The sequence below is a fragment of the Clostridioides sp. LIBA-7678 genome (assembly GCF_056716065.1).
On the sequence record NZ_CP196987.1, the window covers coordinates 982,116 to 1,004,644 of the forward strand.

Genomic DNA, 22,529 nt, shown 5'->3' on the forward strand with positions numbered 1-22,529 from the left:
TTGGTAACAATAAGCAAAAAAAAATTCAAGCAAAAATTTGAAGTGAAAATGTATAGCTTATATGCACAGTCTATCAAGGAAGCTACTAATGAACAATTGTTGAACGTATTATGTAGTTTATTGAAAGATGAAATAGCAAAAAAGTGGGTTGCAACAAAGTTAGACAAGAAAAAGGAAGTTTATTATTTTAGTCTTGAATTTTTAATAGGAAGACAATTAAAATCAAACTTACTAAATTTGAATATTGAAGAAGAAGTTAGAGAAGGCTTATCTGAATTAGGAATTAACTTGGATGATTTAGTTGAAGCTGAAGTAGACCCAGCCTTAGGAAATGGAGGTCTTGGTAGATTAGCTGCTTGCTTTTTAGATTCTATGGCATCCTTGAATATAAGTGGTCAAGGGTATGGAATAAGATATAAATACGGTTTGTTTGAACAAAAATTTGTGAATGGTTATCAGGTAGAAGTACCTGATAACTGGCTTACAGAAGGACGATATGCTTGGGAAACTGTAAGGCCAAATGAAGCAGCAATGGTGAAGTTTGGTGGAGAGGTAGAATTAGTTAAGGAAGGTAGTCATTTAAAAGTAATGCATAAGAACTACCTTCCTGTAATGGCAATGCCTTATGATATCCCAATAATTGGGTATCAAAATCAATGTATAAATACTTTAAGATTGTTTAAAAGTGAGATACCAAAGAGAGATTTTGGTGAACTTACTTCAAACGCTCTAAATTATTCTGGTAGCTATGAAGAGGCTTTAAAACATAAGTATTATACTGAGGAAATATCACAGGTACTATATCCAGATGATTCAAATTATGCAGGAAAGTTATTGAGATTAAAACAAGAATACTTTTTTGTAAGTGCAGGGATACAAGATATAATAAGAAAATATAAAAAGAACAAACTGGATATTAGCAATTTATGTGATAAGGTAGCAATTCATATAAATGATACACACCCTACCTTATGTATACCAGAACTTATGAGAATTCTGCTTGATGAAGAAAACTTATCTTGGGATGAGGCATGGGAAATAACTAAAAAAACAGTATCTTATACTAATCATACTATAATGTCAGAAGCAATGGAAAAATGGCCTGTAGGTATGATGAAAGAGCTATTACCAAGAATTTATATGATAATAGAAGAAATAAATAGAAGATATGTAGAGGAATTAAATAATAAAGGATATGACCAAGATAGAATAAATAGAATGAGTATAATAAGCTGGGATAACATCAACATGGCAAATTTATGTATTGTTACAAGTCACAGTGTAAATGGAGTTGCTAAGCTTCATACTCAAATTCTTAAAACAGAGGTATTGAAAGATTTCTACCAAGATGAGCCAAATAAATTTAATAATAAGACTAATGGAATTGCACATAGGCGATGGCTTATAAGTTCAAATCCTGAACTTAGCAATTTAATTACAGATTTAATTGGTGATTCATGGAAGAAAGATACTTTACAGTTAAAGAATATTGAAAAATTTAAAAATGATTCTTCTGTTTTACAGAGACTTGATGATATAAAATACAATAATAAAGCAAATTTAGCAAAACTTATAAAAGATAAATACGATTTAAATATCGACCCAAATTCAATATTTGATGTTCAAGTTAAGAGATTACATGCTTATAAGAGACAGTTGTTGAATATATTTAATGTACTTCATATGTATCATGAGTTACTTGATAATCCTAATTTAAATATTGACCCGAGAACTTTTATATTTGGTGCAAAAGCTGCACCAGGATATTATTTAGCTAAATGTATAATCAAATTTATAAATTCTGTTGCAAGTACTATAAACAATGATGTCAGAGTAAGGGACAAGTTAAAAGTAGTGTTTTTAGAGAATTATGGAGTATCATTAGCAGAGATAATAATACCAGCAGCAAATGTTAGTGAACAAATATCAACTACAACAAAGGAAGCATCAGGAACAAGTAATATGAAGTTTATGATGAATGGTGCTATAACTTTGGCTACACTAGATGGCGCAAATGTAGAGATATGTGAACAAGTAGGAAAAGAAAACATGTTTTTATTTGGACTTAGTGCAGAGCAAGTGTTGAATTATAATAAGTATGGTGGATATTCTTCACTTGACTTATACCATTCTAATATGAATATAAAAAGGGTAGTAGATGATTTAATAAATGGATTTATTCCTAATCTAGGTGAAGAAGGAAGAAGTATCTATAATTCACTTACCACTTACAATGATGAATATTTTGTATTGAGAGATTTTGAGAATTATGGTGAAGCTCAAGCTGATATAAACAGGTTATATAGAGATAAAGAAAAATGGAATACAATGTCTTTAGTTAATATAGCTAACTCAGGATTTTTCTCCTCAGATAGAACAATTTCTGAATATGCAAAAGACATTTGGTTTAAAAGGGTGTGATTAGATGCAAGATATAATAGAATATAACTCTTGGGATAAAAATTTTAAGGCTCCATTTGGAGCTTTAAAATTTGATGAGGGATTGACTATTTATGTTAAAGTAAATGAAGGATATAATGTCGATTCTATTTCCCTAGAAATAAATAAAGAAGAAGAAATGAGAACAATAACTTTAAATGAAGAATTAAGTAATGATAAACTTGGAAAGTGTTTCTGTTGCAAGATGGAAAACTTTGAAGAGACAGGTGTTTATTTTTATTATTTTAAAGTTGATGTTGAAGTGGATGGCAATAAAAAAACTGTATTTTATGGAAAGAATAGAGAAAATGGATATTCTTGTGAGTATGACTACAATGATATAAATAAATATCAAATCACTGTTTATAAAGATTTTAAAGTACCAACATGGTATAAAGAAGGAATACTTTATCATATATTTGTAGACCGATTTAATAATGGCAATCGAAATGGTAAAATTGATAATCCTAAAAAGAATAGCTTTATATATGGGAATTGGGAAGATATACCTATGTACATAAAAGACAGCAAAGGTGATATTATAAGGTGGGACTTCCATGGTGGTAATTTGAGAGGGATAATCAACAAACTTGGATATCTAAAAAAACTAGGAGTAAGTATACTATATTTAAGCCCTATATTTGAAGCATCTAGTAATCATAAGTATGATACAGGTGACTATAAAAAGATTGACCCAATGTTTGGAGATGAAGAGACATTTAAAGAGCTTATTAATAAAGCAAAAGAAAAAGATATGTCAATAGTATTAGATGGTGTTTTTAGCCATACTGGAGCAGATAGTAAATATTTTAATATGTATGGAAACTATAATAGCCTAGGAGCATATCAATCGAAAGAGTCTCCATATTATCCATGGTACATGTTTGAAGACTTTCCTCAAAAGTACAAAAGTTGGTGGGATGTTAAGACATTACCAAATATAAATGAACTAGAAGATAGCTATATGGACTATATAATATATGACAAAGATAGTGTTATAAATAAGTGGATAGATATGGGTGTTAAAGGTTGGAGGTTAGATGTTGCAGATGAACTACCAACTAAGTTTATAAGAGAGTTAAAAAAGGAACTAAAAAAAGCTGACGATGATTCAATTCTTATAGGAGAAGTCTGGGAAGATGCGTCAAATAAGATTAGTTATGGTCAAAGAAGAAGTTATCTATTGGGTGAAGAATTGGATTCTGTTATGGGGTATCCTTTTAGAAACAATATGTTTTCTTTTTTAAAAGGAGAAATTAAATCATATGAACTTTGCAATAGATATATGCAGATTAAGGAAAATTATCCAAAAGAATCATTTAAGTCTAATTTAAATTTAATTGGCACACATGATGTTACAAGAGCTAAAACTGAATTAAATTATGATGTGGATTTAGTGAAGCTTGCAGTAGCTGTACAGATGACCTTTGAAGGTGTACCATATATATACTATGGAGATGAAGCAGGTCTTTGTGGAGGTGTTGACCCAGATAATAGAAGAACATATCCATGGAAAAATGAAGATGAAGATATGCTTAGTTTCTATAAGGATATTATAAAAATTAGAAATAAAAATACACTTTTAAGCTCAGGAGATACAGACTTTATATATACAGAAAATAATTCTGTGTTTGCTTTTATTAGGTTTAATGAAAATAATGATAGAGTATTAATTTTGGTAAATAGAAGTGAGAGTACTGAAAGAATATCATTAAATATAGATGGCAGTTTTATTGAAGAAATACCAATAAAGTATAGCCCTAAAAATGTAAATAATACTACACAAATTGAAAATAATGAATTGAGAATTGATTTAGAAGCAAAATCATTTGGCATTTTTAGAATAAATTAAATACTTGATTTAAAAAATAAAGAGAAAGTAAAAATGTAGAAAAAATTTTGATAAATCAAAACTTTTTCTACATTTTTTGTTTAAATTACTATAAGAATTTTAGTATTTCAAAATATTACAAACAAGTATAAAAAATATGATAATTGTGATATTATATAAATGAGTAAGGTAAAACTGAACCTCTCTACCAAAGTTGGCGGGAGATTTAACTTTTATAATCTTAATATGGAGGAACGTCTTATGAAGGTAGATCCACTTACAACTCAAGTATATGACTATATATCAAAAAAAATCCAAAATGGAGAGTATGAAGCTAATCAGAGAATTACTGAATCTGAGATTTGTAACTCTATAGGAGTTAGTAGAACACCAGCAAGGGAAGCACTAACTAGGTTGGCGGGTGAAAATTTACTAGAAAAGATACCTAATAAAGGATTTGTTGTAAAAGAATTTCAAGAAAAGGAAAAACTAGACACCTATTCTGTAATTGGAGTATTGGATGCTTTAGCAGGTTCTTCAGCAGTACAAAATTTAACTGAATCAGACTTAATAAAAATGGAAGAATTAACAGAAATGATGACTATATCTATAAAGTATAAAAATTACAGTAACTATTTAAAATTAAGTAATGAATTTCACGATATATACATAGCTAAATCAGAAAATCAAGTGTTAATAAATCTATTGAATTCTTTAAGATATAACTTTATGTCAAAGTCATATACTAGTAATAATGAAGATGAGTTATATAAAATGTTGACATACAGTAATAATCAACATATTGAAGTAGTAAAATTTATGAAAGAGAATGATTTAGAAAATGTTGAAAGAATTCTGAGGGAACATTGGAAAACGATACCTGTATCGGAGATGGAATAAAGAGGAGCTTTTATAAAGCTTCTCTTTATTTTTTATATATATTTATTTTTTTATATATATTTATTTTTTTGTTAATTATTAATAAAAAAAATATGAATAAAATTAATTAAAAATAAAATTAATTTTATGTTGCTGTTTGCATAAGAATATAGTATTATTTTAATGCAAAATATAAAGGGGGAGATTATATAAAAACATATTTTTCAATAGGTGAAGTATCTAAGCTTTTTGGATTATCAATAAAAACTCTGAGATACTATGATAAAATAGGTATACTAAAACCAGCATATGTAAATCAAGAAAATAAATATAGATATTATTCAAGAGAGCAGTTTATGAGTATAGATGTAATTAAGTACTGCAAGATTATGGGAATGACTCTTGAAGACATAAAAAAATTGATTGATTCAGATGGTTCAATAAAATCTATGTTGAATACAATTAATGAGCAGAAAAAAATGATAGAAAATAAAATAAAAGAATTGTCAGATGTAAAAAAATGTTTAAATGATATAGAATCTAATGTAAATGAATTATTGGAATATGGTTTAAATCAGGTATTTGTAAAATACAATAAAGAAAGAAAAGTAAGTGTTTATAAATGTGATTCAAAAGATGAAGTTGAGTTTGAGATGTATCTTAGACGTGTTATCTTACATGTTCAGGAAAAATACAACGATGTCTATCCTATAATCTCAGGTAGTATTTCTTATGAAAAAGTAATTAAAGAAGGAGATACATTATTATATGATAACATAGTTGATTTTACAAGGAGAGACAATTATGAAAATGAATATATTTTGCCAGAAGGAGAATATCTAACTATACTATATGATGATAATTGGAATAATGCTTATGATTATTATCAAAAAATAATAGATTATGCTAAGGATAACAATATAGAAATTGCTGGTGATTTTAATGAAATATGGATACTCTCTAGAGTAGACTCAGATTCAAAAGAAAAGACATTAGTTCAGTTAGAAATAAGAAAAAAATAGTATACAAAAAAACTTGACTCTCCCCTCAGAGGATATATTAATATTTTATATAGTGGAATAATAATTATCATAATAATATATAGAGGGGTGATTTATAATGATAAAAAAATTTTTAGAATATGCCATACCATCAGCTCTTGCCATGTTTGTATCATCATTTAATACTATATTAGATGGAATATTTTTGGGGAAAGGACTAGGTGATGCAGCACTTACAGCTGTTAGTATAGTGGTGCCTCTTGTTATGGTGTTTTTAGGGTTATCTAGTTTAATGGCAGTTGGAGGAGGAGCATTAGTATCAAAAAACTTTGGTTCTGGAGATGATGAAAGGGCTATAAATATATTTAGGCAAGTTATAAAAGTGTTAATATTGGGTAGTGTATCTCTTACAATATTTTGTATACTTTTTTCAAATCATATTGTTAGATTTATGGGAGCAACTGAAAGCTTGGTTGGATTATCTGCGGAGTACTTAACCTTTTATGCTGTTTTTTGTCTTCCAAATTTACTAGGACTTGTTTTCTGTAGCTTTTTAAGAAATGATGGAAGACCAAAACTTGCAATGATAGCAACTTTGTCAGGGACAATTTTTCATATAGCTTTGAATTATATATTTATATTTAAACTTGGATTTGGTATAAAGAGTGCAGCAATTGCAAGTGGATTAGGTCAGTTATCAACACTAATGATAATGCTACCTCATTTTGTATTTAAGAAAGGTAAATTGTCCTTTGGAACAGCTAAAATAGAAAAAGATGTTTTGAAAGAATTGTTTGCAATAGGATTCCCTTCATTTTTTGCAGAGTGCGCTTTTTCAATAATAATACTTGCACATAATATAGTTTTAACAAGAGTGGTTGGAGATGTAGGTCTTTCAGCTTATGCTGTAGTGAACTATATAACTACAAATATTTATAATCTTCTAATGGGAATAACTTTGGGTGTTCAGCCACTTATAAGCTATAATTTTGGTTCTAAAGAGACTAATAAAATGTTAAGTTATTATAGTATGGCAACGAAGATGAGTATTTTTGTGTCTGTAATATTTACAATAGTGTGCTTCTTGTTTGGAAGAGAGATTATAAAAATATTTACAAGTGATGAAGAGATTATTTTAATGGCATACGTTGCACTTAATATGGCTAATATAGCTTACCTTATGATTGGAAAAAATTTAACAACAACTATGTATTATCAAGCAATAGAAATGCCAATACATTCTAATGTTATAGGGGCTTTGCGTTCAATTTTACTTTTACCTATTATATTGATTATTTTTTCTAAGTTATTTGGAGCAAATGGAATATGGGTAAGTATGGCTATTTCAGAGCTTTTAACAGTTTTGATTATGAGTAAAGCAGTGAATATAAAGGAATGCACAAAAAATGCTATAAGTTTATAGCTTTTAATATTATAAATTATATAAGTAAGAGTTGTCTTAAAGCTGACCTTTTTAATCAAGTTTCAAGTTCAACTCTTTTATATTTTTTATAAAAATTTTCCTCATTCATACAACACTCAACAGGAATGTATTATCTGATGATATATTTAAAGATAAGTATAGGTATCTTTTTTCTTAAATATATAAAATACTGCCACAATGAATCCAAGAACTTCTGCTACAGGAACTGCCATCCAAACACCAAATTCTCCAAATATATTAGGAAGAATAAGAATAGCACCTACAATAAAAATGAAAGTTCTTGAAAATGATATAATAGCTGAGGTCTTTCCGTCTGAAAATGCGGTAAACATTGCAGAAGTAAAAACTCCTAATCCCATAACAATAAAAGATAGAGAGTAAATAGAAAATCCATGAAGTGTAATATCATAAACACTACTATTTACTGGAGTGAAAATTGTGATTGCTTCTGTTACTGTCAAATGAATCAAAAAGTTTGTTAATACTGTACTTATAAGCAAAAAAATAATACTGTTTTTAAATATACTCTGTAACTGCTCTTTGTCATCATTTCCATATTTGAAACTTATGACAGGTGCAATTCCATTAGAATATCCAAAATAAAGAGCAGTGAATATATATTGAAAATAAAGTATGATTGTAATGGAAGCTACACCATCTTCTCCATAAAATTTTAATAGAACATAATTAAACAAAAAAGTTGTTACAGCATTTGCTAAATTTGTTACCATCTCAGATGAACCGTTTGTACAAGCTTTTATAAGTACTTGCCAATCCATTTTAGGTTTTACAAAGCATAATGAATTTTTCTTAGATGTAAAGAAAAATAACAAGCCCACGATTGCAGGAATACAATAACTTATTCCTGTAGCAATTGCTGCACCATTTATACCTAGATTCAAGGGTGCCATAAAAATATAATCTAAGACAATATTTGTAATACCAGCTAATAAAGTAACAGCTAATCCTAATGTTGGTTTTCCTACTGTAACAAAGAATGTTTGAAAAGCCGTTTGAAGAAAGAAAGCAGGAGCAAATGAAAATATAATTTTTGCATAACAGATAGTTAAGGGAGACTGAATGGGACTTACACCTAAAAGTAAAATAATTTCATCAATGAAAACATTCCCTAGAATCGCAATTAAAATTCCTATTAAAACCTCTATAGCAATTAAAAAACTAAGATTTTCCTGTGCCTCTTTTTGTTTACCTTCACCTAATTTTCTTGCAATTATTGCACTACCACCAGTTGCAATCATAATTGCGATTGCCATTTCAAAGCATATTGCAGGATAAAACATATTAACAGCAGATAAAGCAGTCGTGCCAATTAATCGTGATACAAACATTCCATCAACAATAATATACATAGATAAACTAACCATCATCACAATGTTAGGTATTGCAAATTGTAATAATGAACAAAAGGAAAACTTTTTAGCCAAAACATTATCCATTATTGATTTCCTCCTTGAGTAATTCATAATATTTTGTGTTACTTACAATTAGCTGATTTATCAATTCTTCACCTAATTCTTCCATTACATTTTCTTCCATTTGAAGTAATGGCTTTAATATTTCGCAAGCGAAATTACTTCCTTTAGGTGTAAATGTAATCAATCGTTCCCTTTTATTTTCTTCATTTGGGGTAATTAAAATATAACCTTTTTTTTCAAAATCAAATAAAATTCCATGAACTGTTTGTTTAGGTAAAGCCCACCAATCACATATTTGTTTTTGAGTGCATGTCTTAAAATCATACAAGGTATATAGAACAAGCAAAGAATTGTAATTCAATTTATTCTTTTTCGCCCATATCCTATATAAATCCAATGTACTGCTTAAAGCAGAGTTTACAAGTCTAATTTGTTTTCTAATATCCATAATATCCTCCTAATAGTACTAATCGGTACTTTATGTAGTATAGTACTGATTAGTACTATTGTCAATAAGAAATAAAAAGAAACAAAAAATATCTTCCTTAACTATTTGCCATTCTAAATAAGGTTGTTTTGTTATATCAAGAAACTTTTATTCTTTGTAAATCTTTATTTTGTATCTGGTTTTATTTATAAAAATAGAATTTATTTCATCAAATAAAAAAAATTTAATAAATTTTAACAGAAAATAAAAATACAAAAATAGGAAATTTATTTAGTCTAACTAAACCAGAAATTTTGACATATGAAATCAGAATAATATAAAAGTTTAGTAATAAAATACTTACAACTTAAAAATATTAAACTCAAAAGCTTTGTAAATCTCAAAAAAATAGAAATGATAAAAAAATAAAAAACAAAAAAGTTTATAAATACTAATTTTTAAAAAAATTAATATAAACAACAAAAAATAAAAAAGTTTATAAATATTGACATGACTAATGTTTGGGTTTTTGGATAAAATCAAAAAAACACTTGTAAAAGTAGCGGAATGTTAATATAATAAATATCATGAGTTTAATAAAAGTAAAAATAAAAAATAGAAATAATAAATAAGAATACAATAATTATTTGAATATAGAGAGGAGATGAATTCAAAATCATGGATAGTGAGTTCGCAAATGCAGTTGAATTAAGCTATGAATGTGCTCCATTATTAGAGTCTTTAAAGGAATACTCAGAAAAAGATATAGCTTGCTTTGATGTGCCTGGACATGTAAAAAATAGAGGTGTAGATATATTAAATAAATATCTAGGTGAAAATCTCATGAAAATGGATATAAATTCATCACCAACTATGGACAATGTATCTGCTCCAAATGGGGTTATAAAAAATGCACAAGATTTGTTAGCGCAAGCATATATGGCTGATGAAGCATTCTTTATAACTAATGGTACAACTCAGGCAATACATGCAATGATTTTGAGTGTGATAAAACCAGGTGAAAAAGTATTACTTCCAAGGAATATACATAAATCAGTGATAAATGCATTAATACTCTGTGGAGGAATACCAATATTTATACAACCAGAATTTGATGAGAAATTAGGCATAAGTTTAAATATTACTCTTAAAAAAATTAAAGTGGAGATAGAAAGAAATCGTAATATAAAAGCATTATTTTTCCTTAATCCAACTTATTATGGAGTTTGTGCTGATATTGAAAATATCATAGAGCTATGTCATAAAAATAATATTTTGGTGCTAGTGGATGAAGCTCATGGAGCTCATTTTCCATTTCATTTAGATTTGCCTCCTTCTGCAATAGGACTAGGAGCTGATATGGTAGCTGTAAGCATACATAAAACTGGAGGTGCATTGACACAGTCTTCGGCACTTTTGCTTAATAGAGGCAATGTAAAATTTGAAAAAGTTCTTCAATCAATAAATATGTTACAGTCAACATCAGCATCTTATTTGCTTATGGCAAGTATAGATGGTGCTAGAGCAAACCTAGTTGAAAATGGAGAAAAACAATTATCAAAAGCACTAAATTTATCCAGGTATGCAAAATCAAGATTAAACAAAATTGATGGAATAAAAGTTTTATCTACTGAAATATTAAAACAAAAAGGTGTCAAATTTATAGATGAAACAAAACTATGTATAAACGTGAAAGAATTAAATTTAACTGGATTTGAAGTCTATGACTTATTATATAAAAATTTTTCGATTCAAGTAGAATTAGGAGATTCGTACAATATTCTTGCACTTGTATCTATTGGAACGAATAAGTCTGATATTGATAGATTAGTAAAAGCACTCTCTATAATTGCAAAGGTCTATAGAAAAGAATCTGCATTAAATGAGTTTAATATGGTTCAAATAAATCCTACTATTAAACTTAATCCTAGAGAAGCTTTTTATGCACCGAAAGAAAGTGTAGAACTTGATTTGTGTATAGATAGAGTTTGTGGAGAATCAATAATGGCATATCCACCAGGGATACCAATTGTTGCTCCAGGAGAATTGATAACAAAAGAAATTATGGAATATATTATTTTCTTAAAAAATAGCAATGTATATCTAACTGATGTGCAAGATAAAAACTTAGATAGAATACTTGTAATAAAATAAATTGCTTTATTTAGAAAAGATAAGAATAGATTAAATATGTAGAGGAGTTGGGATTGAAATGAAATTTGAAACACTAGGAAGACATATACTAGTAGAATATTATAATTGTGATGAGAATGTACTTAAAGACCCACATCTTATAGAAAATTTTATGAATGATTCAGCATTAAATGCAAAAGCTACAATCGTTGATTCTGTATTTCACCATTTTAATCCTTGGGGGGTTTCAGGTGCTGTTATAATTGCAGAATCTCATTTAACAATACATACTTGGCCTGAGTATGGTTATGCAGCAGCAGATTTTTTTACTTGTGGTGATATAGACCCATGGAAAAGTTTTGAATTGTTAGAACAACTTTTAAAATCAGAAAGAAGTGAGTCTACAGAAATTCCAAGAGGTCTGACTACAAAAATAAAAAAATATTCAAAAAAAGATTTAGGGAAAATTACTCATAAGCCAGAAGCAGTATAAATACAAAATATATAGGAGAAAGTGAGGATTATTATATGGAGCTTTGGTATACAGAAGAATGGACAGAAAATGTAAGATTTTCTATAAAAGTAAATAAACATTTATTTGAGGGTAAGTCTCAATTTCAGAGAATAGATGTATTTGATAGTGATGAATTTGGAAAGTTTCTAACAATAGATGGGTTAATGATGGTGACAGATAAAGATGAATTTATATACCATGAGATGATAACTCATGTTCCTATGTCTACAAATTTAAACATAAAAAAAGTATTAGTAATAGGTGGGGGTGATGGCGGAACTGTAAGAGAATTAAGCCGTTATCCACAAATAGAAAAGATTGATATGGTTGAAATAGATAAAATGGTTGTAGATGTATCTAAAGAGTATATGGATATATGCTCATGCAAATTAGATGATGAAAGAGTTAATTTATATTTTGAAGATGGTGTTAATTTTGTTAAATGTGCCTCTGATAAATCTTATGATTTAATAATAGTAGATTCAACTGACCCAATAGGACCAGGAGAAGGTCTTTTTTCAACTGATTTTTATAGAGATTGTCATAGAATACTGAGTGATGATGGAATTTTGGTAAATCAAAGTGAAAGTCCTTATTTTGATTTTAATGCTAGGGAAATGAAAAGAGCTAATAAGAAGTTAAAAGAAATATTTCCAATATCTGAAGTCTATCAAGCACATATACCAACATACCCATCTGGTCATTGGTTGTTTGGTTTTGCTTCTAAAAAATTTAGTCCAATAGAAAATCAAGATAGGGATGGATGGGAAAAATTAAATTTAAAAACTAAATATTATAATAGTAATATACACTTAGGTTCGTTTATGTTACCTCAATATGTAAAGGAGATGTTAGATGAACAATAATTTCTATCACATGAATACTTTTATGACTATGGACAAAAATTATGAAGAATCTAATCTTATAGTATTTGGTGTTGGATTCGATGGAACTACTTCAAATAGACCAGGAGCTAGATTTGCAAGTGGTTCTATGAGAAAAGAATTTTATGGCCTTGAAACATATAGTCCGTTTTTAGATTTGGACTTGGAAGATTACAATATATGTGATTATGGAGACTTAGAAATAAGTGTAGGAAGTACAGAAAAGGTATTAGAAGAAATATATATAGAAACATCTAAGATTGTTAGAGATTCAAAAGTTCCATTTATGATTGGAGGAGAGCATTTAGTTACACTACCAGCTTTTAAAGCAGTGTATGAAAAGTATAATGACATATATGTAATTCATTTTGATGCTCATGCAGATTTAAGAGAAGAGTATAATAATAGCAAAAATTCTCATGCAACAGTAATTAAAAGGGTATGGGATGTTGTAGGAGATAATAAAATATTTCAATTTGGTATAAGGTCTGGCACAAAAGAAGAATTTAAGTTTGCGACAGAACAAAAGCATACATATATGGAAATTGGAGGAATAAACACCTTTGAAAATATAATTAATATGTTGAATGGAAAGAATGTTTATTTAACTATAGATTTAGATATACTAGATGCATCTGTATTTCCAGGAACAGGTACACCAGAACCTGGTGGTATAAATTATATAGAATTTCAAGAAGTTTTTAGAATCATAAAAAACTCTAATATAAATATTGTTGGTTGTGATATTGTAGAGTTAAGTCCTGATTATGATATTACAGGTGTATCAACAGTTATAGCCTGTAAAATATTGAGAGAGTTATGCTTAGTGATATCTGATAAAATTAAATAGAGTAGTTTTTGATAGTAATATATTATAATAAAAGAAGTTATTTTAAAAAGATGTTTTGAATTGTCTTTTTTAAAGTAACTTCTTGTTTTTGTAATGTATTATAAGTATAATAAACAACAAAAAAGAGCCTACGATAGCTCCTTTTCTAAAATATATATATTTAAATTAAATAATTATATTCTATTTACGTTTTCAGCTTGAGGTCCTCTATTACCTTGAGTTATATCAAAGCTAACCTTTTCGCCTTCTTCTAAAGTTTTGTATCCATCATTTTGTATAGCTGAGAAATGTACGAAAACATCGTCTTCTCCCTCTACAGATATGAATCCAAATCCTTTTTCATTGTTAAACCATTTTACTATTCCGTTTTTCATTATAAGAAAACCTCCGCTTTATTAAAAAATACAAACTAAAAAAATAAGTCTGTTCTATTAATATAGCATAAATTTAAAATAAAAGCAAATAAATTTTTTAAAAAAATTAATTGATTTTAGAATTTAAGAAAAACTGCTAAATCATATAATAACAGATAGTGCAAAATCATACCAAACTATGAATGAATTTAATAGCAAAAAATGTAATAAAAAGGAATACAAATAAAAAGTAAAATTAAAAAATATAATAAAAAATATTATATATTCGATTAAAAATTCAAGATAAAAATAGTGAAATTTCAGAAATATCAATATTATTATACAATAAAATATAAAAACATTATATATATTCGATAAAATAAAATTTAAACATATAATATTTTATGTATATATTAATAAAAGCAAATATTGTGTTATAATGGTATCGTATAAAATCATTTACGGGGGTGGTATTAAAATGTTTCAATTTGAAACACAAATACACAAATTAAGACATGATGTTTTAACAGCAATAGCTAGGCTTGGAAAAGAAGATAACCTTACAAGAGAAGCAATGGATAATATTCAATATGAAATAATAAAAGGTGAGAAACCTACATACAGATGTTGTGTTTATAAAGAAAGAGCCATAATATCTGAGAGAGTAAATGTAAGTATGGGGTTAGAACCAGGTCAAGATAAAATAGATTTAGATACAATGGATATAGGAGAAGATGAACAAATTATATATATTTTGGAGGCTGCATGTGATAGTTGTCCAATAAATGAATTTACAGTAACTGATATTTGTAGAGGCTGTCTAGCGCATAGATGTAAAGAAGCTTGTAAATTTGGTGCTATAACACATGTTGGAGGAATGGCTTATATAAATCACGAATTATGTAAGGCTTGTGGAATGTGTAAAAAAGCTTGTCAATATGATGCCATCTCAGAGGTTGTTAGACCATGCAAGAGCGTATGCCCAACTAATGCCTTAGGATTTGATAGAGAGAATATGAAAGCTATGATACATGAAGATAAGTGTCTAAACTGTGGAGCATGTATGTCAGCCTGCCCATTTGGAGCGATATCTGATAAGAGTTTGATTGCTCCAGTAGCTAGACAATTAGTTAAAAATGAAAAAATGTATGCAGTAGTAGCTCCAGCTATAACAGGTCAAGTTGAAGCAAATGTTACATATGGTCAAATAAAGAATGCTATAAAATCATTAGGATTTGTAGATGTACTAGAAGCAGCTTGTGGAGCAGATGCAGTCACAGTGCATGAAAGCTTAGAGTTTGCTGAAAGAATGGAAAAAGGAGAATCTTTTATGACAAATTCTTGTTGTCCAGGATTTGTTGGTTATATAGAAAAGACATTCCCAAATCATGTAGGAAAAATATCATCTACAGTATCTCCTATGATAGCTAGTGGAAGATTTATAAAAAGTTATGAGCCAGATGCTAAGGTTGTATTCATAGGACCATGTACAGCTAAAAAGAGTGAGGCAGCTAAGAAAGAATTAAAAGGTGCAGTGGATTATGTACTGACTTTTGAAGAAATAATGGCATTATTTGAAGCATTTGATATAGACTTAGCTAAGTGTTCAAATGAAGATATAGATGATGCATCAATATTTGGAAGAGGTTTTGGCGCTGCTGGAGGTCTTACAAAAGCCATAGAGAATTACCTTGCTGAAAAAGGTATAGGTGTTAACTTTGAACCTGTAAAGATTTCTGGTGCAAGAGAAATCAAGAAAACTATGACTATGGCAAATTTAGGAAAATTAGAAGGTAACTTTATAGAGGGAATGATGTGTGAAGGTGGATGTATAAATGGTTCTGGTAAGTTCTTATCAGGTGCAAAAGTTAAAGCCACTTTTGATAGAAAAAATTCTCAATCAACTAAGAAGAGTGTCTTAGCAAATACTAAGATAAAAGATTTTAGTAAAATAAATTTAGAAAAATAAAACGAGTATAAAATACATATTATATAGAGTTGTTCTAAGTTGCAAGTTGACTTTTGGGCAACTCTATTTTTATTTATATTTTTGTTTATTTAGTAATTTAAATTAAAAACTATATACACTTAAAATAAAAATTACATATATAATATTTTGTATATAACTTAACAAAGTATACGCCTGTGTTATAATGATTTATGGGAATAAATGAAAATACAATGTACATAATAGTAGAAATATAGCAAAAAAGATGTGATTTATGGGGAGGATTACTTATGTTTGAGTTTGAAACGCAACTAAAAAGGTTGAAGCATGAAGTTTTAACAGCAGTAGCTAGATTATCAATTGAAGAAAAATTAACAAAAGAAAATATAGAAAAAATTCCATATGAAATAATCAAAGGAGAGAAAGCAAGATATAGATGTTGTGTTTATAAGGAGAGAGAGGTAGTTCTTGAAAGAGCACAACTTGCATTAAGTTTAACACCAAATAGTAAATATGGAGATATAAATCCAGATTTAGTAAACTTAGATACAGATGAACAAATTATATATATAGTAGAAGCAGCATGTGATAGATGTCCAATAAATGAATTTACAGTTACAGAACTTTGTAGAGGATGTCTAGCACATAGATGTAAAGAAGCATGTAAGTTTGGAGCGATTTCTTACATAAATGGAAGGGCATATATAAATCATGATTTATGCAAAGCTTGTGGAATGTGCAAAAGTTCTTGTCAATATGATGCTATATCTGAAGTTGTAAGACCTTGCAAGAGTGTCTGTCCAACAGGAGCATTGGATTTTAATAGAGATACTATGAAAGCTATGATACATGAAGATAATTGTATAAATTGTGGAGCATGCATGTCAGCATGTCCATTTGGAGCAATATCTGACAAAAGTTTGATAGCACCTGTTGCGAAAAAACTTGCCAAAAAGGAAAATATGTATGCAATAGTAGCTCCAGCTATAACAGGTCAAATTGATAGTAATATTACATATGGACAGTTAAAAAATGCTATAAAGTCATTGGGATTTGTGGATATGATAGAAGCTTCTTGTGGCGCAGATGCAGTTACAGTTCATGAAAGTAATGAATTTATTGAGAGAATAAAATCTGGAGATGATTACATGACAAATTCATGTTGTCCTGGATTTTTTAAGTATATAGAGAAGATGTTTCCTGATGAAAAAGATAAAATATCATCTACAGTATCTCCTATGGTAGCAACAGGAAGATTGGTAAAAAAATTTGATTCTGATGCTAAAGTTGTATTTATAGGTCCATGTACAGCTAAGAAGAGTGAAGCAACAGATGCATGTCTAAAAGATGCAGTAGATTATGTGCTTACTTTTGAAGAATTAATGGCATTGTTTGAATCCTTTAATATAGATTTATCAAAATGTTCAAATGAAGATATAAATGATGGGTCAATTTTTGGAAGGGGATTTGGAGCATCTGGAGGTCTAACTAAATCCATACAAAACTATATTGCTGAGAAGGGAATTAGTTTTGATTTTGAACCTATAAAAGTATCTGGTCCAAGACAAATTAAAAAGACAATGACAATGGCTAAATTGGGTAGATTAGAAGGTAACTTTATAGAAGGAATGATGTGTGAAGAAGGATGTATTAATGGAGCAGGTAAGTTTTTATCAGGAGTAAAAGCCAAAAATACCTTTGATAGAAAAAATGGACAATCGACTAAAAAGAGTGTCTTATCTAATGATAAAATTAAAGAATTTGAAGATGTGATTTTAGAAAGATAGACTTAATTTTTATAAAAAGAACAGGGCTATCGCACTAGAAAATAGTGCTACGCCCTTTTTTGTACAAAAAAGCAAATCCCAAGTTTAAAAGAACTTGAGATTCTTGTATAATATAATTCAGTTTACAAACTTTCTTGAAAATAATAAAGAGATTTCAAAGAACACTCTATTTATTGATGGTACAAAGATAGAGTCATCTTCCAATAGATATACTAAAAAAGTATTCTAAATTTATTATTTATAATAAACGTACACCTTAAACATTTGATTTAATTTCCAGTACAGGATTTTTTAATAATTGCTCAAAATCATCCTGTGGCATTGGCTTTGCATAAAAATATCCTTGTGCTAAATAACATCCAATTTCTTTTAGTATCCTCACTTGTTCTATACTTTCTACCCCTTCACATATAACTTTCATATTTAATTCTTTTGCTATATTTACCACTCCACACACAACAGCTTGTTCACGACTACCATGCATTCCTGTTTGTATAAATGTACGGTCTAACTTAATTATATCAATAGAAAATTGTTGTAATAAACCAAGAGATGAATATCCAGAACCAAAATCATCTATAGAAATAGGAAATCCTGATTCTTTTAGTTGATTAAAATGACTCAAAATCTGATTAAGATTTTCAATAAAAATGCTTTCTGTGACTTCTATTTCAAGGTATTTATGAGGTATTTTATATGAATCTGCTATTTCTATCAATCTTTCTGAGAAGCCTTCATTGTTAAAATGAATTCTGGAAAAATTACAAGATACTGGACTAATATTTAATCCTAAATCCATCCATCTCTTTAACATTTTGCAAACTTCCTCATAGATATAAAAGTCAATTTCTACCACAAATCCGTTTTTTTCAAAATAAGGAATGAATTCTCCAGGACTTATTATACCTTTATCTGGATAATTCCATCTTACTAGTGCTTCACTTCCTACCAATCTATTTGTATTCATATCTACCTTTGGTTGAAAGTATGGAATAAATTCTCCATGTTCTAATGCCATTTGCATCCTATCTGTTAAGTTTCTTTGGTGTAATCCTTCCTCTCTCATAGCCATATCATAAAGCACAATACAACTTCTGTGTGTTATTTCTGTATTTCTTCTCGCATAATTTGCTAGGTCAAGCATGAGAGATATATCATGTTTTTCAACTTCATTTACTATGTATACGCCAAATACAAGAATAAGTTGGTAAGTTTTTCTCATTTTTTCTATCCAATCATTTAGTTGAGTGTCAATCTTAAAGAGACGTTCCTTTAAGCAATCCCAACTATTGTATTTTAATAACATAACAAATTGGTCTGCAGAAACGCGAGCACAAGATTCTTCAGAAGAGACAGTGTTTTGTAAAACTTTAGCTAATGCACAAAGTATTTCATCTCCTTCTGAAAATCCTAAAGTGTCATTAATCATTCGGAATTGTTTTATATCTAAATAAACAATCACATATAAACCACCTTCTGCATTTCTTAAACTCTCAATGGCTTCTTTAGAAAATTTATTTAAATTCCAAATTCCTGTAAGACTATCTCGGTATAACAAACTCTCGATACGCTTGTTATTTTTTGACTTTAATAAAAGCAGAAAACTCAAAAGTATAATAATAATAGCTGATATTATAATAATTCCTCCAATAATTGCCATCGGATGCTGATGAATAATATCTTGCCAAGTTATATCATATTGATCTATTGTATTTTTTAAAATTATTCTGTCCATTTCTTCTGTTGACATATATTGAATACATTTATCTAGTATAGAAAACAACCTTGAATCTGCAGAATCAGAAATACCAATACTTATTTCTTCTGCATAGTTTGTCAAAGTTGAAACAGAAAATTTTTCATAACGAGGATTGGATAATAGATAATCTGCAATATAAGTATTTACATAAACAGCATCAACTTTATTCTTTAATACAGCATCAAAACATTCTTTTGGAGAATTATAATATTCTATGGTTCTATCCAGTTTCCCATCTTTAGTAATATTTTCTCCAATCAAAGAACCATTTACAGCTGCCACTTTTTTAATTTCATTTTCATTTTCATTTTCTCCACTAACTAAAACTACTGGAGCATGCAAATAATACTGTGTTGTTCTTATATTGTTTTTTTGGTTATTGATATAATCGTTTTCCATACCACAAACTACAGATATACTAGAATCTTTTGATAATTGAAGTGCTTCATTATAATTCTTTGCAGAAACAAATCTAAATTTCAAACCAGTGTTATTTGTAATTACCTTGAATAAATCAGCAACCACACCAGAAAACTCCCCTGTTTTGGAATCACTATATTCTAGTGGAATCTTTGTAGCATCATAAACAGCTGAAATTTCACCAGATTGTTGTATATATTCTTGCTCATCTTTTGTAAATACTGGCTTCTGAGCAGTACTTATAGAAAAATACTTATTGTATAATTTTGTTTCATAACTAGAATTCCTAAGTGTCAATGTATTCAAAGCAGAATTTAGTTGAGATAATAAATTTGGCTTATGGTTTGAAACCACAGTGTAAAGTGGTTCTGGAGAAAATTGTGCTACACTTTTAAATGTACTAGTCCGACCAAGATGTGTTATAGCAACACCATCTAAGTTTCCATTTTCTAAATCTCTTAACAAATCATTTGTTTCTTTATAAGATACAATTTGAACTTTAAAATCATTTGTTTTACAATATTTTTTAAAGTTTTCAGCATCTTTACTATTACTAATAACACCTACTTTCATATCTTGAAAAGAATCAAAATCCTCATAATCATAACGAGTATCGTCCACTCTTACATTTAAAGTTGTATAAATATTACACATTGGCAGTGTTGGAAAAAGCATTTCTTTTGTACGTTCTTTTGTATAATAGACACTAGGAAGAACATCTATCTCACCTGATTTTAACATTTCAAAAGCATTTTCCCAACTTTTACAATCTACTATTTCATATTTCCAGTTAGTGTATTTATTAATTTCCTGCAAATATTCAAAATTAAACCCTATATACTCACCATTTTCATTTCGACTCATATAATCACCATCATCATAATATCCGACTTTAACTGGAACCTTATCTGAAGCAGAGTCAAGTTCTATTGGAAAAGAAAGAAAAATCATACAAACAATCAGAATCAGTTGAAAGGTTTTTAACTTCAAAATTTTGTCCCCCTCCCTCTTAATAGCTATATTATATCATTTTCAATAGAAAAATAGAATATACTGCCAACTGTTTAACTTTCAGAATATTTCTCGAATTTCAAAAGTTGTATAGGGGTTACTTTATTTCCTCTAATTCGAGAATAAGTCTTATATAATTTTTCTAACTTCATCTCCTCAATAATTTGACTTAATAACCTTACAGAATCATCTTTTGGAATCATATAATCCATATTTAGTGGTAATTTAAATTGATAATTATCACAATAAGTAGCATAATTAATTTGTATAGTATTTTGTTTTTTAATACAAGTATTATACAAGAATCCCAAGCTCTTTTGAACTTGGGATTTACTTTTTTGTATAAAAAAGGGCGTAGCGCTATTTTATAGCGTGACAACCCCGTTTTTTTAATGCCACAAATATGCCTAGAATTTGCCCCATTTATATGTGTATTTTACTAAGTCAGGATTGTTATACTATAAATATGTAATAAATAAAATTTATAGGAGATTTTGGATGAAGAGAATAATATTAAGAGACATCATGTTTTTTATTACTACATTGTCTGTAATTGCAATATTATTGATTGTGGTAAATATAACTACTAATGGTAAGATAAAATCAACAAGTGAATCTTATTTAAAGAGTGAAAAAAATAGTGTAAGTCAAAATAATATTCAAGGCAACACAAAAAATACTGCATTTAAGACTACTATACTAAGCACTGGAAAATCAGACTGTATATTAATTGAGATAGGCGATAAAGTTGTAATGATTGATACAGGAGAAGATAAAAATGGAGAACAAATAGTTGATAAATTAAAGGAAAAAGGAGTAAATACACTTGATTATTTGATTTTAACTCATTTAGATAAGGACCATATAGGTGGAGTCGATAGTGTGCTATCTAGTGTCAAAGTAAAGAATCTGATACAAGCAAATTATGAGAAAGACAGTAAACAGTATGATGAGTATAAAGATTCACTTAAACAATCTGGTGTAGAACCAGTAGTACTGAAGGAAAAGATGAATCTTGAAATCAATAATGCAAAAATAAGCATACAACCAGCTTCAAAAAGTGATTATGAAAGTTCGAATGATTATTCAATAATGACTAGTATAAATTATGGAGAACACAGGTTTTTGTTTGCAGGAGATGCAGAGGAAAAAAGGTTGGCAGAGTTTATAAGTGAAAATACCTTAAAATATGATTTTGTTAAAATTCCTCATCATGGAAGGTATGACAAATTAACTGAAGCATTTTTAGAGTCTATTACCCCAGAATATGCTGTTATTACTTGTTCAGATAAAAAAGCTCCTGATGAAGATGTATTAAAAATATTAGAAAAACTGAATGTAAAAACATTTTTGACTTCTGATGGAGATGTAGTCATCAATAGTGATAGCAAGACATTGAGTGTTAGACAATAA

The 22,529-nt window shown here is 28.6% G+C and carries 17 protein-coding genes; 12 read left to right on the forward strand and 5 right to left on the reverse strand.

The annotated features are described in order from the left end of the window. The 5 genes from ACTG46_RS04835 (at nucleotide 1) to ACTG46_RS04855 (ending at nucleotide 7,573) form a co-directional block, all read left to right on the forward strand. Nucleotides 1-2,421 carry a glycogen/starch/alpha-glucan phosphorylase gene (locus tag ACTG46_RS04835; RefSeq protein WP_167640072.1) on the forward strand — a complete coding sequence of 807 codons (2,421 nt, stop codon included), beginning with the start codon at nucleotides 1-3 and terminating at the stop codon, nucleotides 2,419-2,421. 4 nt (nucleotides 2,422-2,425) lie between these two features. Continuing rightward, complete coding sequence (locus tag ACTG46_RS04840; protein ID WP_479923698.1) at nucleotides 2,426-4,291, forward strand: glycoside hydrolase family 13 protein; 1,866 nt, start codon at nucleotides 2,426-2,428, stop codon at nucleotides 4,289-4,291. Between the two features lie 240 nt (nucleotides 4,292-4,531). After that, nucleotides 4,532-5,170 carry a GntR family transcriptional regulator gene (locus tag ACTG46_RS04845; RefSeq protein ID WP_054276184.1) on the forward strand — a complete coding sequence of 213 codons (639 nt, stop codon included), beginning with the start codon at nucleotides 4,532-4,534 and terminating at the stop codon, nucleotides 5,168-5,170. Between the two features lie 206 nt (nucleotides 5,171-5,376). Beyond that, nucleotides 5,377-6,171, forward strand: a complete 795-nt coding sequence (locus tag ACTG46_RS04850; protein ID WP_479924058.1) for a MerR family transcriptional regulator — start codon at nucleotides 5,377-5,379, stop codon at nucleotides 6,169-6,171. 97 nt (nucleotides 6,172-6,268) lie between these two features. After that, on the forward strand, nucleotides 6,269-7,573 hold the full coding sequence (locus ACTG46_RS04855; protein ID WP_054276136.1) for an MATE family efflux transporter: 1,305 nt from the start codon (nucleotides 6,269-6,271) through the stop codon (nucleotides 7,571-7,573). Between the two features lie 146 nt (nucleotides 7,574-7,719). On the opposite strand, the gene ACTG46_RS04860 is transcribed toward ACTG46_RS04855, so the two are convergent. After that, the gene (locus tag ACTG46_RS04860; protein ID WP_479923699.1) at nucleotides 7,720-9,051 is read right to left on the reverse strand and encodes an MATE family efflux transporter; all 1,332 of its coding nucleotides are present in this window, start codon (nucleotides 9,049-9,051) and stop codon (nucleotides 7,720-7,722) included. Further along, on the reverse strand, nucleotides 9,044-9,478 hold the full coding sequence (locus ACTG46_RS04865; protein WP_479923700.1) for a MarR family winged helix-turn-helix transcriptional regulator: 435 nt from the start codon (nucleotides 9,476-9,478) through the stop codon (nucleotides 9,044-9,046). Before ACTG46_RS04865 ends, ACTG46_RS04860 begins: the two co-directional genes overlap by 8 nt. 657 nt (nucleotides 9,479-10,135) lie before the next feature. Between ACTG46_RS04865 and ACTG46_RS04870 the strand changes: the two genes are divergently transcribed. The 4 genes from ACTG46_RS04870 to speB are packed head-to-tail and all read left to right on the forward strand — an operon-like array spanning nucleotide 10,136 to nucleotide 13,838. After that, the gene (locus ACTG46_RS04870; RefSeq protein WP_054269512.1) at nucleotides 10,136-11,611 is read left to right on the forward strand and encodes an aminotransferase class I/II-fold pyridoxal phosphate-dependent enzyme; all 1,476 of its coding nucleotides are present in this window, start codon (nucleotides 10,136-10,138) and stop codon (nucleotides 11,609-11,611) included. Between the two features lie 58 nt (nucleotides 11,612-11,669). Then, nucleotides 11,670-12,083 (forward strand): adenosylmethionine decarboxylase, encoded by a 414-nt coding sequence (speD, locus tag ACTG46_RS04875; protein ID WP_054269513.1) that lies wholly within the window; start codon nucleotides 11,670-11,672, stop codon nucleotides 12,081-12,083. A gap of 35 nt (nucleotides 12,084-12,118) precedes the next feature. Next, nucleotides 12,119-12,970 (forward strand): polyamine aminopropyltransferase, encoded by an 852-nt coding sequence (gene speE / locus ACTG46_RS04880; protein ID WP_054269514.1) that lies wholly within the window; start codon nucleotides 12,119-12,121, stop codon nucleotides 12,968-12,970. Beyond that, nucleotides 12,960-13,838 carry an agmatinase gene (gene speB, locus ACTG46_RS04885; protein ID WP_479923701.1) on the forward strand — a complete coding sequence of 293 codons (879 nt, stop codon included), beginning with the start codon at nucleotides 12,960-12,962 and terminating at the stop codon, nucleotides 13,836-13,838. The genes speE and speB overlap by 11 nt, the downstream gene beginning before the upstream one ends. A gap of 173 nt (nucleotides 13,839-14,011) precedes the next feature. On the opposite strand, the gene ACTG46_RS04890 is transcribed toward speB, so the two are convergent. Then, nucleotides 14,012-14,212, reverse strand: a complete 201-nt coding sequence (locus tag ACTG46_RS04890; protein ID WP_003418660.1) for a cold-shock protein — start codon at nucleotides 14,210-14,212, stop codon at nucleotides 14,012-14,014. Nucleotides 14,213-14,669: 457 nt separating this feature from the next. Here ACTG46_RS04890 and ACTG46_RS04895 point away from each other — a divergent pair, with 457 nt between their 5' ends. Continuing rightward, nucleotides 14,670-16,160, forward strand: a complete 1,491-nt coding sequence (locus tag ACTG46_RS04895; RefSeq protein WP_054269516.1) for a 4Fe-4S dicluster domain-containing protein — start codon at nucleotides 14,670-14,672, stop codon at nucleotides 16,158-16,160. Between the two features lie 269 nt (nucleotides 16,161-16,429). Then, nucleotides 16,430-17,926, forward strand: coding sequence for a 4Fe-4S dicluster domain-containing protein (locus ACTG46_RS04900; protein ID WP_479923702.1), 1,497 nt, complete (start codon nucleotides 16,430-16,432; stop codon nucleotides 17,924-17,926). A gap of 256 nt (nucleotides 17,927-18,182) precedes the next feature. On the opposite strand, the gene ACTG46_RS04905 is transcribed toward ACTG46_RS04900, so the two are convergent. Further along, on the reverse strand, nucleotides 18,183-21,095 hold the full coding sequence (locus ACTG46_RS04905) for an EAL domain-containing protein (protein ID WP_479923703.1): 2,913 nt from the start codon (nucleotides 21,093-21,095) through the stop codon (nucleotides 18,183-18,185). Between the two features lie 74 nt (nucleotides 21,096-21,169). Continuing rightward, the gene (locus ACTG46_RS04910) at nucleotides 21,170-21,418 is read right to left on the reverse strand and encodes a hypothetical protein (protein ID WP_227832529.1); all 249 of its coding nucleotides are present in this window, start codon (nucleotides 21,416-21,418) and stop codon (nucleotides 21,170-21,172) included. Between the two features lie 196 nt (nucleotides 21,419-21,614). Between ACTG46_RS04910 and blaAHM the strand changes: the two genes are divergently transcribed. Beyond that, complete coding sequence (gene blaAHM, locus ACTG46_RS04915) at nucleotides 21,615-22,529, forward strand: AHM family subclass B3-like metallo-beta-lactamase (RefSeq protein WP_479923704.1); 915 nt, start codon at nucleotides 21,615-21,617, stop codon at nucleotides 22,527-22,529.